Annotated in this window: 15 protein-coding genes; 5 read left to right on the forward strand and 10 right to left on the reverse strand. The window is 53.5% G+C overall.

What is annotated here, in order from left to right; all coding sequences use genetic code 11:
- Nucleotides 1-140: 140 nt before the first annotated feature.
- A complete protein-coding gene (locus EKM90_RS04625; RefSeq protein WP_125580147.1) occupies nucleotides 141-1,448 on the reverse strand; it encodes a pyrimidine-nucleoside phosphorylase in 1,308 nt (435 codons plus the stop codon).
- A gap of 117 nt (nucleotides 1,449-1,565) precedes the next feature.
- On the opposite strand from EKM90_RS04625, the gene add reads away from it, so the two are divergent.
- Nucleotides 1,566-2,585 (forward strand): adenosine deaminase, encoded by a 1,020-nt coding sequence (add, locus tag EKM90_RS04630; protein ID WP_125580149.1) that lies wholly within the window; start codon nucleotides 1,566-1,568, stop codon nucleotides 2,583-2,585.
- 46 nt (nucleotides 2,586-2,631) lie between these two features.
- On the opposite strand, the gene EKM90_RS04635 is transcribed toward add, so the two are convergent.
- From EKM90_RS04635 to EKM90_RS04655, 5 genes are all read right to left on the reverse strand, one after another.
- On the reverse strand, nucleotides 2,632-4,074 hold the full coding sequence (locus tag EKM90_RS04635) for an amino acid permease (protein WP_125580151.1): 1,443 nt from the start codon (nucleotides 4,072-4,074) through the stop codon (nucleotides 2,632-2,634).
- 208 nt (nucleotides 4,075-4,282) lie between these two features.
- On the reverse strand, nucleotides 4,283-4,942 hold the full coding sequence (locus EKM90_RS04640) for a TetR/AcrR family transcriptional regulator (RefSeq protein ID WP_125580153.1): 660 nt from the start codon (nucleotides 4,940-4,942) through the stop codon (nucleotides 4,283-4,285).
- 15 nt (nucleotides 4,943-4,957) lie between these two features.
- A complete protein-coding gene (locus tag EKM90_RS04645) occupies nucleotides 4,958-6,118 on the reverse strand; it encodes an ABC transporter permease (protein ID WP_125580155.1) in 1,161 nt (386 codons plus the stop codon).
- Entirely contained in the window at nucleotides 6,096-6,836 is a 741-nt protein-coding gene (gene ccmA, locus EKM90_RS04650; RefSeq protein WP_125580157.1) for a heme ABC exporter ATP-binding protein CcmA, read from the reverse strand. The genes EKM90_RS04645 and ccmA overlap by 23 nt, the downstream gene beginning before the upstream one ends.
- 131 nt (nucleotides 6,837-6,967) lie before the next feature.
- On the reverse strand, nucleotides 6,968-8,134 hold the full coding sequence (locus tag EKM90_RS04655; protein WP_164507853.1) for a GNAT family N-acetyltransferase: 1,167 nt from the start codon (nucleotides 8,132-8,134) through the stop codon (nucleotides 6,968-6,970).
- A 179-nt stretch (nucleotides 8,135-8,313) separates the two neighbouring features.
- Between EKM90_RS04655 and EKM90_RS04660 the strand changes: the two genes are divergently transcribed.
- Nucleotides 8,314-8,553, forward strand: coding sequence for a hypothetical protein (locus tag EKM90_RS04660; RefSeq protein WP_125580161.1), 240 nt, complete (start codon nucleotides 8,314-8,316; stop codon nucleotides 8,551-8,553).
- On the opposite strand, the gene EKM90_RS04665 is transcribed toward EKM90_RS04660, so the two are convergent.
- Nucleotides 8,550-9,041, reverse strand: a complete 492-nt coding sequence (locus tag EKM90_RS04665; RefSeq protein WP_125580163.1) for a hypothetical protein — start codon at nucleotides 9,039-9,041, stop codon at nucleotides 8,550-8,552. The two genes, EKM90_RS04660 and EKM90_RS04665, sit on opposite strands and share 4 nt — an antisense overlap.
- Before the next feature lie 181 nt (nucleotides 9,042-9,222).
- Here EKM90_RS04665 and EKM90_RS12760 point away from each other — a divergent pair, with 181 nt between their 5' ends.
- Entirely contained in the window at nucleotides 9,223-9,399 is a 177-nt protein-coding gene (locus EKM90_RS12760; protein ID WP_164507854.1) for a hypothetical protein, read from the forward strand.
- Nucleotides 9,400-9,406: 7 nt separating this feature from the next.
- Here the strand turns inward: EKM90_RS12760 and EKM90_RS04670 are convergent, their stop codons facing one another.
- The 3 genes from EKM90_RS04670 to EKM90_RS04680 form a co-directional block, all read right to left on the reverse strand.
- Nucleotides 9,407-10,363, reverse strand: a complete 957-nt coding sequence (locus EKM90_RS04670) for a DMT family transporter (RefSeq protein WP_125580165.1) — start codon at nucleotides 10,361-10,363, stop codon at nucleotides 9,407-9,409.
- A gap of 12 nt (nucleotides 10,364-10,375) precedes the next feature.
- Complete coding sequence (locus tag EKM90_RS04675) at nucleotides 10,376-10,918, reverse strand: DNA-3-methyladenine glycosylase I (RefSeq protein ID WP_125580167.1); 543 nt, start codon at nucleotides 10,916-10,918, stop codon at nucleotides 10,376-10,378.
- 148 nt (nucleotides 10,919-11,066) lie between these two features.
- Nucleotides 11,067-11,513 (reverse strand): universal stress protein, encoded by a 447-nt coding sequence (locus tag EKM90_RS04680; protein WP_125580169.1) that lies wholly within the window; start codon nucleotides 11,511-11,513, stop codon nucleotides 11,067-11,069.
- Nucleotides 11,514-11,801: 288 nt separating this feature from the next.
- Between EKM90_RS04680 and EKM90_RS04685 the strand changes: the two genes are divergently transcribed.
- Both EKM90_RS04685 and EKM90_RS04690 read left to right on the forward strand, forming a co-directional pair.
- Nucleotides 11,802-12,194 (forward strand): helix-turn-helix domain-containing protein, encoded by a 393-nt coding sequence (locus tag EKM90_RS04685; protein WP_125580171.1) that lies wholly within the window; start codon nucleotides 11,802-11,804, stop codon nucleotides 12,192-12,194.
- Nucleotides 12,195-12,281: 87 nt separating this feature from the next.
- Nucleotides 12,282-13,070, forward strand: a complete 789-nt coding sequence (locus EKM90_RS04690) for a tyrosine-protein phosphatase (protein WP_125580173.1) — start codon at nucleotides 12,282-12,284, stop codon at nucleotides 13,068-13,070.
- Nucleotides 13,071-13,547 lie beyond the last annotated feature (477 nt).

The following is a 13,547-nucleotide window of genomic DNA, read 5'->3' on the forward strand; positions in this document are numbered from 1 at the left end:
AACCCCTCCTTGACTCCAATAATTAGCGCAATCGTTTTCACACTAATTATAGTATAGCGCCAGGCTAGGGCACGGCGGGCACCGGAACTGAAAAGAAACCTTTGCTAAATCTGGTTTTAGCAAAGATTTCTTAGTGAAAACTAGTTTTGAGGCAAGATTTTCTGAATCAGCGGCTGCTTAGCTGGCACCTGCTCGCCAATGGTGAACGCCGCTTGGACCTGCTTGGCCACCGCCGCCACGGTTGGCTGACTGGCGTGAATCATCGCCAGCGTTTCCCCTTCAGCCACTGGGGTGCCCACTTTCTTATGCAGCACCAGCCCCACGGCCAGATCTAAAGCATCATCCTTTTTGGCCCGGCCGCCGCCAAGCTGCATCACAGCTAGACCAAGGGCATTGGTGTCAATCGCTGTGACATACCCCGCGGCAGTCGCAGTGACCGGAATTTTGTATTCGGCTTGCGGCAGCAACTGCGGGTTGTCTACCACGCTCGGATCGCCGCCTTGCGCCGCAATCAGTTGTTTGAACGCGGCCAAGGCCCGGCCGTCACGCAACGCATCTTCAGCCATGCCAATGGCAGTTTCGAGATCTGGGGCTTTGCCGCCCAGCACCAGCATATGGGCGGCTTCGGTGATAGTCAGCGTCCGCACATCTTTGGGTCCGCGGTCTTTCAAAATGGCAATGGATTCGGCAATTTCCAAGCTATTGCCAATGGTGACGCCAAGCGGTTGATTCATGTTGGTCAAAAGCGCCACGGCCTTCACCCCGGCCTGTTTGGCAATCGCCACCAAGGCGTGCGCTAGTTTCTCGGCCTGATCAGGCGTCTTCATGAAGGCGCCGTTGCCGACTTTAACATCAAAAACCAAGGCATTGGTGCCGCTAGCAATTTTTTTGCTCATAATCGAGCTGGCAATCAGCGGAATTGATTCCACCGTGGCAGTGACATCCCGCAAAGCGTAAATGCGGCGATCCGCCGGCGCCAAATCGCCGCTGGCCGACACAATCGCCTGCTTAATGCTTTTGACTTGGGCGCGAAAAGCGGCTTCGCTTAAGTTGACATTAAACCCAGGAATACTTTCCAACTTGTCCAAGGTACCGCCAGTGTGGCCCAAGCCCCGGCCTGAAATCATTGGTACGGGCACGCCTAAGCAAGCCACCAGTGGCGTCAAGGGAATGCTGATTTTATCGCCTACGCCACCGGTACTGTGCTTGTCGACTTTAATACCAGGAATCTCGCTGAGATCCAGGCGGTCGCCGGAATTGAGCATCGCAAAGGCCAGCGCTGCCTGTTCCTCATCGGTCATGCCTTGGAAGTAGGTCGCCATCAAAAAGGCGCTCATTTGATAATCCGGCACCTCCTGCTTGACATAGGCCGTAATCAGCCAATCAATTTCCTGCTTGGTTAAAGTGCCCCCGTCACGCTTTTTGGCAATTAAGTCCACCATCCGCATTACAATCCCAGCTTTCTATATGTTCTGTCTTCATTGTACCAGAATATGTAGCGCTTTCCCGGTCCAAAGCGAATCGATGTGCTACACTCAAAGCAGAAGACTAAAGGAGCGATGCGCATGGATGAACAGACACTGCACCAGTTAGGCAAAGTTGAATTACATTGCCACTTGGATGGTTCATTGAGTTTGGAAATGATCAGAAAGCTCGCTGCCCGCATCAACTTAACCCTGCCAGACAGCGATGAGGCGTTGCGGAAGCTCGTCACCGCGCCGCCTGATGCCACCGACCTGATGGACTATCTCAAGCCTTTCGATTTCATCCGGCCGCTGCTCCAAACCAAAGAAGCCTTGAGCATGGCCGCCTATGATGTCGTGGCCCAAGCCGCTGCCGAAAACGTCCGGTACATTGAAGTGCGCTTCGCGCCGATTCTGTCGATGGATGAAGGCTTATCCGCCGCAGACACGATTGAGGCCGTGATCGATGGCTTACATCGCGGCATGACCCAATTCGACATCATTGCCCGCGCCTTGGTGTGCGGGATGCGGCAGTTTCCCGCAGCCAGCAATGACGCGATGTTCAAGCAGGCCGCCCCACTGCTCGGCCACGGGCTAGTGGGTGGCGATTTTGCCGGCAATGAAGCCGACTTTCCGCCGGCGGTGCTGCAAACCAGCATTCAAAAAGCCCAGCGCCTCGGGATTCCCTTGACGCTGCATGCCGGAGAATGCCACTGCGCCGAAAATATTTACCTGGCCCTGCAGCTCGGCCTCCAGCGCATTGGTCACGCCACTGCCCTCACCCATGAACCCAAAGTCATTCAGGCCTTTGTGGACCGCGGCGCCACGGCGGAATTATGCCTAACCTCTAATCTGCAAACTCGCGCTGCCACCAGCCTGGCGGATTTTCCCTATCAGGCCTTGCGCGCAGCTGGCGCCAAGATCACCATCAACACCGATAACCGCACCGTGTCTAACACGACGTTAACCCGCGAATATTGGCTGTTCGCTCAGAATTTCGGCGTCACCATTGCTGATTTGCTGCAGTTCAATCACGATGCCGTCGCCGCCGCTTTTTGCACCGAAGCGCAAAAAGCTGTGCTGCATCAGCGGCTCGATGCCGATTATCAGCCCTATCTCTAGTCACAAAAAATGCCATCCCAGCGGATGGCATTTTCGATTCCTAGGTTTAGTTCAGGGCGGTGTGTTGACGCCGGGCAATCATCGGTAAAATCAAGCCTAACGCCAGGAAAATCAGTGGCGTGATGATGTTCAGAGCCATTTGGAACCACCAAGTGCTTGGATCGGCGCTGTACGAGATCTTCGGCAGCATCCCCATCACACAGGCAAAGGCGGTGAAGAAGAAGCACCAGCCGCCAATCACCATGCCGACCTTACGATTTTTGACGAATTCATACTCGGACTGGAATTGCTCCAGATGCTTGTTGAGCATGATGTAAGCTAGGAACACCCAAAGATACCGCAGCGGCATCACCACCGAGTTCAGGTTCAACAACCAGTTGTACAACATGTTCATGTTACCAATCCCGAGGCTCGGCACCACAATCAACAGGCTGACCAAAATCCCAGTCATCCAGTACCCCTTGATCGGCGTGCCTTTGGCGTTGAGCTTCCGCAACCCTTGCGGCACGAATTCAGGATCGGCATCGCCGAGCAAAATCTTCAGTGGCGCATCAATGGAAAAAGCCAGGGCGGAAATCTGAGCCATGGCTTGGGCCAAGGCGTACAAAATCACGAAGACATTGCCGACATGGTAGTAACCGCCCAGTTTGGCAAAGGCCAAGTAGGCACCGTTAGCCATCAAATCTTGAGGAATGTGGCTGGAGTTAAACAGCATCCCCATCCCAAAGCTGCCTAAAATCGCGCACAAGGCCACCATCCCAGCGAGCACTAACATGCCCATTGGGAATTCTTTAGCGGCGTTTTTGGTGTTATTGACGTAAGGCGAGATTTTTTCCGCGCCGCCAACGGCAAACACCAACATCGACAGGGTCGTGAAATAATTCAAGTTAAAGTTCGGCAGGTACGTGCTGAGGCGATCCATGTGCGGGGTCGCAATGGTAGCGCCTTTAGTCATAAAGGGCGCTGAGACCGCCAAAATAATGAACAGAATCGACATGATGAACATTGCCGTGCCGGCCACCGAACCAATCCGGTTCAGGGTGGCCAACCCGCGGGAAGACAGCCACAGAAAGGCCAAGAATAAGGCCAGACAAATCAAGGACACCGTGACGGAATTCACCTCTTTGACGAAGTTCCCGTTGCCTTTAAAGAGCCAGCTGAGAGAAATCAAAATCCCCTGCGGCTTCTGGGCTAAGTAAGGCACATGCACTACCCAGTAAGTCCACGCGGCATAGTACGCCAGCCGCTTGGTGGAGGTGCGCTTGATCCAGGATGAGACACCGCCGTTTTCATCTTTGAACGCAGAGCCGAGCTGGCCCACGATCAAGGCATAAGGCACGAAGTACAGCAGCATGATGAGCACCCAAGAGGTGATTACAGATAAACCTTGCTGCGCATAGTTGTTGACAACATTGCCTAGGCCCCATACGGCGACGAAAGCGATTAACGCCACATTATACCAGCGCAATTGTTTCTTGCTATCAGCCATTCCAATTCCCCCAAATTCTCGCATCAGTAACCAATAAGTAATTAGCATTGATTTTAGCTGACAAAGCCGAGAGTTTTGGTGAGGGTGTTGGCAAAATACGATTAAAAGCTTGTGAATATACTCTCAAAAACTGCTTATTTTTAGACAGAAATGATTAAACTATAAAAACCCGACACAAAAACAAATATTTGTGTCAGGTTCGATAATTTTATTTTTCTAATGGTTGGGGCGAGAGGCCTTTCATCAAAAACTGAACGCATTGATCAACCATCACCGGCACATCTGGCTGCGGTTGAGCGGTAATAAAGGCCATCACGCCTTGACTCAGCAACGTGCCGGCAATCATGCTGATAATTTCCAGCGGCGGCCAAGCCACCAACTGGCCGGCCTGTTGGTAATGTTCAATCACTGGGACAAAGCGCTCGGCGAACAACTGCTTTAACCGGTCGGTGACTTGGTGGGCCAGATCTGGCCGCTGCAGCACTTCACTGACAATGATTTTGGCCACCCGGTAGTTGTCCATGGCAAAGCTGATGCGGTCCATCAGAATCGTTCGCAGTAAGGTTTCAAACCGGGCCGGCACTTTGGTCATCGTGGTGTCGACGAATTCGCCGGCGATTTGTGGAATGATTTCATCCACGAATGGCGCCAGCAGCGCTTGCAAAATAGCGTCTTTGGTTTTGAACCGTTTATACACGGTCCCTTCTGACACGCCCGCCGCCTGCGCGATATCGCGGGTGCTGGTGCGGTCGAAGCCTTGGGTGGCGAATAAGTCTAAACTGGCACGCAACACCGCCTTTTGCTTGGCTGACAACTCACTTTTGGCGAGACTGGCTTCGAACAGTTTATCAACGTTATGAACGGCCATGTTGCGCTCCTTTCTTTACACTTGCCGATACTTCTTCATCGTTTGCACATTCAGTAGCAGGAACACCGCGGCAAAAGCCAACATGATGAGCAAATCCAGCCAAATCGCACTTAGGCCAGCGCCTTTTTCCACCACTTGGCTCATCGCGCCGGCGCCGTAATACAGCGGCATGATGTGGGCGATGGCTTGCAGCCAACCTGGCATCGTGGCCACGGGAATGATTCCGGAGAAGAAAATCTGAGGAATGACCACCACTGGAATGAACTGCACCATCTGGAACTCACTGCCGGCAAAGGTCGAGATGAACAGGCCCATGGTCAGTGCCAGCATCGCCAGCAGCAAATTGATCAAAATCACCAGCCAAATCGAGCCGAGGATTTGAATCTTGAAGGCGTACATCGTGAACACCACAATCAGCAGGGTTTGAATCACGGCAAACAGGCCATACCCGGTCAGATAGCCGGTAATGATTTCCCCGCGCCGCACCGGCGTCGCCAGCAGCCGATACAAGGTGCCAGTGGTGCGCTCACGGAGCAGCGCAATCCCAGAAATCAAGAAAACAAAGAAGAACACGATAAAACTCATCAAAATAGGCAACAACGTAGCAAAAAAAGTGGAATCCTTGTCGCCATACAAATAATGGGTCTTAGTTTGATACGAGGTGTTCCCAGCAGCCTGCGCGGTGCCGGTTTGCGCCGGCGGTGCGGTGATTCCGGCCGCCTTGGTGGCCGCCGCCAGCGCAGTCGACATCTGTTTAATGGCCTTAGCCTGCGCCTGCAACGCAGCCCCAGCAGCCTTGGTCTTCAGCTTGATTTGAGCCGCCTGCAGGCTGGACTTGATAATTGTCGCTTTGGTGGGGTCATCATTGGCCAGCGTCAACGTCAACTTGTCGCCGCTTTGAACCAGCATCCCGGCATAGTCGTGCTGCCGAATAATCCGCTTGGCGGAATCATCACTGGTCGTGGCCTTTAGGTTTAGATTATCGTTTTTCAGCGCGGTCTGCAAAGTGAAGTCCACATTTTTAACCGCCAGCGTGGCCGTGGTATTGCCACTGGATTGAAACAAAAAGTAAATCAACGTCAAAATCAACAGTGGCGCCACAAACATCAAGGCCAAGGTCCGCTTATCGCGGAGCATTTCGGTCATGACGCGTTTAATCATTCCGCGTGTGCGCATCCTGGACCCTCCCTGCTTTTAAGAATACCTCTTCGATAGTCGGCACCTGGTACTCAGCTAACAGCTTGGCCGGCGTGCCTTGGGCGATAGCGACCCCGCCTCTAATCATCATCAGTTCGTCAGCCTCTTCGGCATCTTCCATCACATGGGTGGTCAGCAAAATAGTTTTGCCCGCATCAGCCAGTCGGTGTAATTCCTGCCAAATCTGCTGCCGCAGCTCGGGATCAATGCCGACCGTTGGCTCATCCAAAATCAGCAGCGGTGGATCAGCCAGCAATGCAATCGCCAGGGATAAGCGCCGCTTCATGCCACCAGAGTAATCAGCGACGGCCTGATCGAGGTCGTGATCAAGACTGACGACCGTCGCCGCATGGGCCATCTGCTGATCCTGTTGCGCTCGCGGGACGCCCATCATCGTGCCAAAAAAATGCAAGTTTTCCCGCGCCGTCAACGTCGTGTATAAGGCATCGGTTTGCGCCATGTAGCCGATTTTGGCCAGTAGCGCGCGATTAGGTACGGGCGTATCGAGCACCCGCACCGTGCCTGACTTGGGACGGAGCATGCCCATGATGGTGCTGACCAAGGTGGTTTTCCCAGCCCCACTTGGCCCAATCAAAGCCAAGATTTCGCCCGCCGTCACCGTTAAGTTGATGTCTGAGAGGACCGTGGTTTTGCCGTAACCCTGTTTTAAGTCTGTCACTTGAATAGTCGTTGCCATTTTGCTGAACCTCGCTTTCGGCTCACCGTTTCGGTAAGTGAGTACTCACTCATTATAGCTTCATGCTAACTAGTGTCAACTAAATCTGATCATTAAAAAAACCTCGATTCACTTGGAATCGAGGCTGGTCGCTAGAAGTAATCATAAAGTTGGGTTTGCCGCTGGAGGAAGGCTTCTCCCACACTGGCAATGGTGAACGGATCGCCATCCACTAGGCCTAGCGTGTAAGCGGCGCGCAGCGAACGCACACCGAACGTGGCTTTCACCAGTTGCTGAATGGACAACGTAATCTGCGGCTCGCCAGTGGCGCGGGTAAAGCTGACCTGGCCATCGCTAATCGCGAGTTGCCACAACCCGGCATTTTCCGGAATGTAATCATCCTGGATGGCGATTAAAGTCGGCGCCAAATCGCTGACCTGGTACGGATAGCGCTGCATAAAGTCGGCCACATCGACAATGCGGGCCATCATATACGCGCGCACCGAAGTTTGCAGCTCGCTGGGATCCGGGAGTAAATCATGAATGGATTCCGGATTGCCGGTGGTGAACACATATTGCTGATAAGCCGAGCGATGGCCGCCAGTGAAGCGAGCCAAGGCCAACAGCGCATCCAAGTCGTCATGGAACAGCTCAAAAATCCGGAACGTGTCCCCGTCGCGTTGGTACACCATGTAGCCAGTTGGCCGCTCACCCATCATCGCCACCGCCACTTCACGGTCCGGATAATGATCCGCCAGATTTAACCACCACCAATCGGCGCGCCGTAGCCCGCCCCGCGTAGCATCTTTACTGCGGCCATAAACAGCAGCCATGGCGCTGATGGCTGCCCGAAACGGCACCCGCACCACGGTCACGCCGCTTTCGCGCTTTGGCACTTTGGGAAAGGCATGGGTCGGCAAGACATGCGTCACCTGATCAAAGGCCCCTTCATAGCCAAACCGGCGGTAAAAGGTCGATGAAAATGGCGCCAGGTAGGACAAGGTTTCGCCATTAGCCCGCATCGCTTGAAAGGCGGTCCGCATGATATCCCCGATGCCACCTTGACCAGCGGCTTCGGGATACGAGGCCACGTAACCAATCCCGCTCATGCCGAAGCCCACACCGGCAAAATCCACCTCAAAATGGGTTCCCAGCACCCCGCTGGCTAAGGGTTCCCCCACGCCCCAGGCCGCCGAATGCGCGTAAAGGCTAGCAAATGCGCGGTCGCGCGTTTCGCTGGTCGGTTTGTTGAACGCGTACCGAGCCAAGGCGTAGTAACTGGCTTCGTCTTGCGGCGTAAGTTGCTTCACAGTCGTCATCATGTTCCTCCTCTAAAAGGCTTTGCTTTCAGTATACCTTACGGCGCCTGCGTGCGGCAGGCCGGGCGCGATTTCGCCTTATGATTTTCTTATGCTCAAAATCAAACTTTAACCACATTCCGACCACAGTTTAGCCCCACCCCCTAGGTAAACTGAACTTATTCGAAAGGATGATCACTATGAAACTCAATCAAACGAATGTTATCACCGCTCAGTTGGAACAAATCAGTTATCCGCAAATCATTGCCCGCGACGAACACGGCCGGGCCTTCATGGTGGAAACAAATCAAAAACAGCGCGACGACCCCGCTTTTTGGGAAGTCATCAGCGCTATTTTAAAAGCTCAGCTGTGGGTGCCGGTTTCAACCCGGCTCCATGAATTGTTCGATACCGATTGGCTCTTGCCGGCGGAAGCCTAAGCTTCTTGCCACTGCCGGAACCGCGCCGAAGCGACGACCAGGGTCACGACGGCATCTTTGGACAAAGCGGCGGTCACGGTTTGTAAATGACCGGTCGTGGCCACTGCTCCGATTACTTCCAGCCCAAACTTGACGATGTTCAGGTCCTTCTTCGGTTGGTAGCCGCCTTCGAAGACAGGCTCGTGGTTGTAGGTGAAATTGATCTGATCTTCGGTGATAGAGCCATCGACATGGTTAACCATGATGCGATCTTCCACCGCGGCTAGCGGCTGTTCATCGGCCAGCAAGTTCAACTTGTGATCAGATTCATCTTGGTCATAAGCCCCTTGCTTGCGCGCCAGATAGGACTGGGCCGGCGCCGCAAGGACTTGTAGGTAATCGACCGCTGCCTGCACTTTGGCCACTGGCATCAATTCCGCCTTATCTAACAACTGATCGTGATGGGCCTCCAGCCAATCCGCCAATTCACTGATTTCAAATTGATCCATCTGTATCCTCCTGTGAACACTTAGCTAAACCGGCAAACCGCCAGTTGAACGAAACTATCCTTGATATTGTATCATTTTTCCGTGGCCTGACCAAAGGCTAAAAAGCCGACGCGCCACCATCCTTTGACAACCCAGTGCCCCTTGCCAACGATGCTACAATGGAGTTAAGGAGGTCTTGACTATGCCTACCATCAAACAACCGCAACTGCCGGTGTTTGATGCGCAAGGGCACCCGCTCAAGCTCAAGCCCCAAATCACGTACAAACTGCGCGTGAAAAACGGCTATATCTTAGCGCTGAGACCCGATCAACATCAAACTCGGCTGCCGAATTTAGCAGCGCCCCATTCACATCAATAATGAGCAATCACGCAGGCCGCCTGCGTGATTTTTTGATTTCTGGCGCCGTAGCCACTGCTGGTTTAACCTTCGGCGCTTTAGGCCCGGCCACCGCCATTAGGCATACGGTCGCGATAATCAGCGCGCCGCCCAGCAGTTCCGGTCCGCCAAGGTGAAGGTGAAACATCAGCACCGACACCACCGTCGCGCCAAGCGGTTCAAAAGCATCCAGCAAGCTGGCCGCCGTGGCCGAAATATACTGCAAACTGGCCAAATACACCAGATAAGCGACTAAGGTGCCGAACAAGACGACAAAGGCATACGCTGCGATGCCGGTCCGATCAAGGTGCGGCGGATTTTGCCATACCGGTCGATACGCGGTCATCACCAACCCGCCCAACAATTGGGCCCAGGCCGTCACCACCAATGGTGAATGCCGCCGCAGCAAGCCGGCTGGCAGCATGGTGTACATCGCTGCGGCCAGGGCCGCTAACAAGCCCCAAAACAAGGCCTGCGGACCAATCGCCAGCTGGGTCAGGTGCCCTTTGGTGACCACCATCAGCGTCCCGAACATGGCCAGGGCAATGATGAGCACATCTTGCCGCCGCGGTAGGGTCCGCGCCATGAATGCTGACAGCACCAGAATCACCACCGGCGCCAGGTACTGCAGAATCGTTGCCGTCGGGGCATTGCCAACAGCCACCGCTTTAAAATAGATGAACTGCATGGTAATCATGCCAAATAAAATGAAGATCACCATTTGGCCGGCATCGCGCCGGTTGCGCCAAGGCGCCAGCACTGCTTGCGGCGCCTTCACTAAGGCCAACAACATGGTCAGCACCCCAGCAATCAGCATTTTTGAACTGATGAGCCAAGCCACATCGACGCCTTGGGCAAATAAAAGCTCACTCGCCGGGCCAGACACACCCCACAAGCAAGCACCGAACATCGCTAAGCCAATTCCCAGTAACCGTTTCTTTTGCATTTTAATTTTTCCCTACTGCGCCAAGTGATCATCGATCACGCCGACGCCTTGCAAAAAGCTATACGCCGTCACCGGCCCCATCATGGTGATGCCATGCTTTTTCATGCTGGTGGCCACCTGCTTGGAGAGCGGGCTTTGCGCCGGCACCGCCGCCCAGGTTAGCGGGCGATTGATGACTGGCTGGCCGCCAGTGAAATGCCAAACATAGGCATCGAAACTACCATATTCTTTTTGAATGGCCTGCACCGCGCGGGCGTTGCGTGGAATGGATTCCAGCTTGCGGCGGTTGCGAATCAGCCGGGCATCATGCATCAGGCCTTCAATCACAGTAGCTGGCATCGCTGCCACCTGATCAATCTCAAAATCATGAAAAGCTTCATTAAAAGCGGCTCGCTTGTTAAGCACCAGCTCCCAATTCAGGCCGATCTGCAGGCTTTCCAAGCTCATCAGTTCAAACAACGCCTGGTCATCATGCGTGGGCTGCCCCCATTCCTGCTCGTAGTACGCCTTAAGGACAGCACTTTTCTCCCACCATGCTGGTGCTTGCTCTGCCATCGTCTCGACCACCTTTCAGATTAATTGCCACGTGCAAAACTACCTGCAAATCCGGTAAATGTCAATCGCTTTGCGAGCAATTTGGCGGAAAATTGGCGTCAAAAAAAGCTCGCCGCTTCACAAGGAAGTGGCGAGCCCGCTGAGTGGTTTAAGCCGTTTTGACAATCAACACATCGCAAGGCGCAGTGCGATTAACATATTCGGTGACAGAGCCCACCAGGACCCGCTCCACCGCATTCAAACCGGTGGCGCCGATCATGATCAAATCAGTGTTGTGATCGTGCGGAAAATCCGTCGCAATGACCGTCTTGGGATTGCCAAAACGGACGTGGATGTCAACATCTTCTAGACCGGCCGCCTTGGCGCGATCTTGCAAACCCGTGAGATACTGTTCCGCATCTTGGGTGAGCTGGTAAATCGCGTCGCCGGAAATCATCCCACCATAACCGCCAATGAACTGCTTCGTATCAAGCACATTCAGCAGATCGAGATGCGCGTGATTGGTCTCCGCGACCTTGACTGCCTTCGAAAAAGCCAGTTCTGCTTCGTCAGAGCCATCAACTGGAACCAAAATGGTGTTATATTCCTGATCCATATGATCACATCCTTCTCATTTACTTAAGCGTAAATCATCCCCGACCTAAAAACAAGCAGGACCATTTTTCAAGTGTCCGAAAATGTACAATCCGGCTAAGTTATCGCTGGGCGCTTACCACTCTAATCGATAATGAATACATTTTAGCCTTATTGTCGGCTTGATAATAAATGAATCAGTAAAATTGTTTAATCAACGTTGCATTACCGTTTTGAAACGGCTACATTAGATAACGTGCAGAGCGTAAAACCTCGAATGATTGAAATTAATAGAAATGTGGTGACATAGATGACTGAAACCGTTGGTAGTGCCCTTCGTCAGATTCGCAAGAGTCGCGGCGAGTCCATCGTGGAAGTGGCCAAGGCCACACATACCTCCCCTGCTAGCTTCACCAAGTGGGAGAATGATCAAACAGTACCTAGCGAGCGCAGCATTCGCAAGTTGGCTGAATACTACGATACTGAAGCCGTTGATATTTTGGCGCTGGCATATCCTGACAAGTACGCCAAGGACAAGTCGAGCATTGACCTGAGTGAGTACAATGTGATTCGCGTAGAAGATCTGCTTTCCGACAAAACGGTGTTGACTTACAACAACGACCGCTTGCCGCAAACCAAAAAAGATCTCGTTGCTTCTTTCACCGCTGGTTTGATTATCGGCAGTGCACAAGAAGAGAACTAAGCTCTACCCCCAAAAGTCGCTGCGGCGGCTTTTTTTCTTGGCCAACTTTGATATACTGAAACCGAATTCACGAAGGAGGACACAGCTTTGACACCCAATGAATTACCGATTCACCACGGCTTCAACTTTCGCGACCTCGGCGGCTACCAAACCAAAGCCGGCCAAACCGTCGCCTCAAACCGCCTGATTCGCTCCGGCCGGCTGAACGAATTGTCGCCGCGCGACCAAGCGTTTTTGGCGGACTATGGTTTGAAAGTCGATGTCGACTTCCGCTCGCCAGAAGAGCGGGCCGACTCACCTGACCGCTTGCCAGCCGGCGTTGATTACCAATTCACGCCAGTCTTTCCCACCGATGAAACTAAAGTCACCAAATCGCAAGAAGAAAAGCACACGGAATTAGCCCAGGATCCCTTGGCCGGTTTTCGCAGCATGGTCAAAACCTATGCCGCCATTGTACAACTACCAAGTGCCAAAAAAGCCTACCGTCAGTTCTTTGACCTTCTGCTCGGCATGCCAGCCGATGGCGCACTGCTTTTCCATTGCAGTGCCGGCAAGGACCGCACCGGCATGGGCGCCGTGTACCTCCTCACCGCGTTAGGCGTCGATCCCGTCACTATTCGCCAAGACTACCTCGCCTCCAACCTGTTCTTGGTCGGTGAAAGTCAGCGCCTGGTCAACGAAATCAAAGCCCAAGGCGGCTCACCGGCGCTGCAGGCCTCTTACCGCTCCCTCGGCGGCGTGGCCAATGAATACTTGGACTCCGCCTTGTTCACCATCAACCGCGAGTATGGCAGCTTGAATGACTACCTGACCAATGAACTCTTACTGACCAATAGCCAGCGCCAGGACTTGCGGGCCCTGTATCTCGAATCATAGACGCTTACGACCACCATTAACCATGCAAACACGCCGTCGAGTTATCACCGGACTCGACGGCGTGTTTCAATATTCAGGCTGCGCGGTGTTGACGAGCAGCCAATCGCACCCCAGGGCCGGCCAGCCGGAGCCGGCAGGGGCTCAGTGGTGAAATTGTTCTTAGCCAACTTGTTGGCTTAGAACAAGCCGCGACTTTGAGACTCGCAGAGGCTCAAAGCGCTGGCCACCACGTTCCAGCCCCTGCCAGCGGAGGATGGCTGGCCCGGCAGTCACGCCATGCCTCGCCCATGCAGCCAGCGGAAAAACGCGCTATACTATAGAAAAAAGGGAGCCCCAGTTTACAATTCAAGTGCAACACCCTGACGACTAGACCAAAAAGGCCATGAAGACCTATTCTTGTTAGTACTAGCTAAACAAGAAAGCAGGAATCTTCATGACCCACTCTCAGACTAACACCCACAAGCATTACCAACAACT

It is taken from the genome of Lacticaseibacillus suibinensis (genome assembly GCF_003946175.1).
In the GTDB taxonomy this organism is placed as follows: Bacteria; Bacillota; Bacilli; order Lactobacillales; family Lactobacillaceae; genus Lacticaseibacillus; species Lacticaseibacillus suibinensis.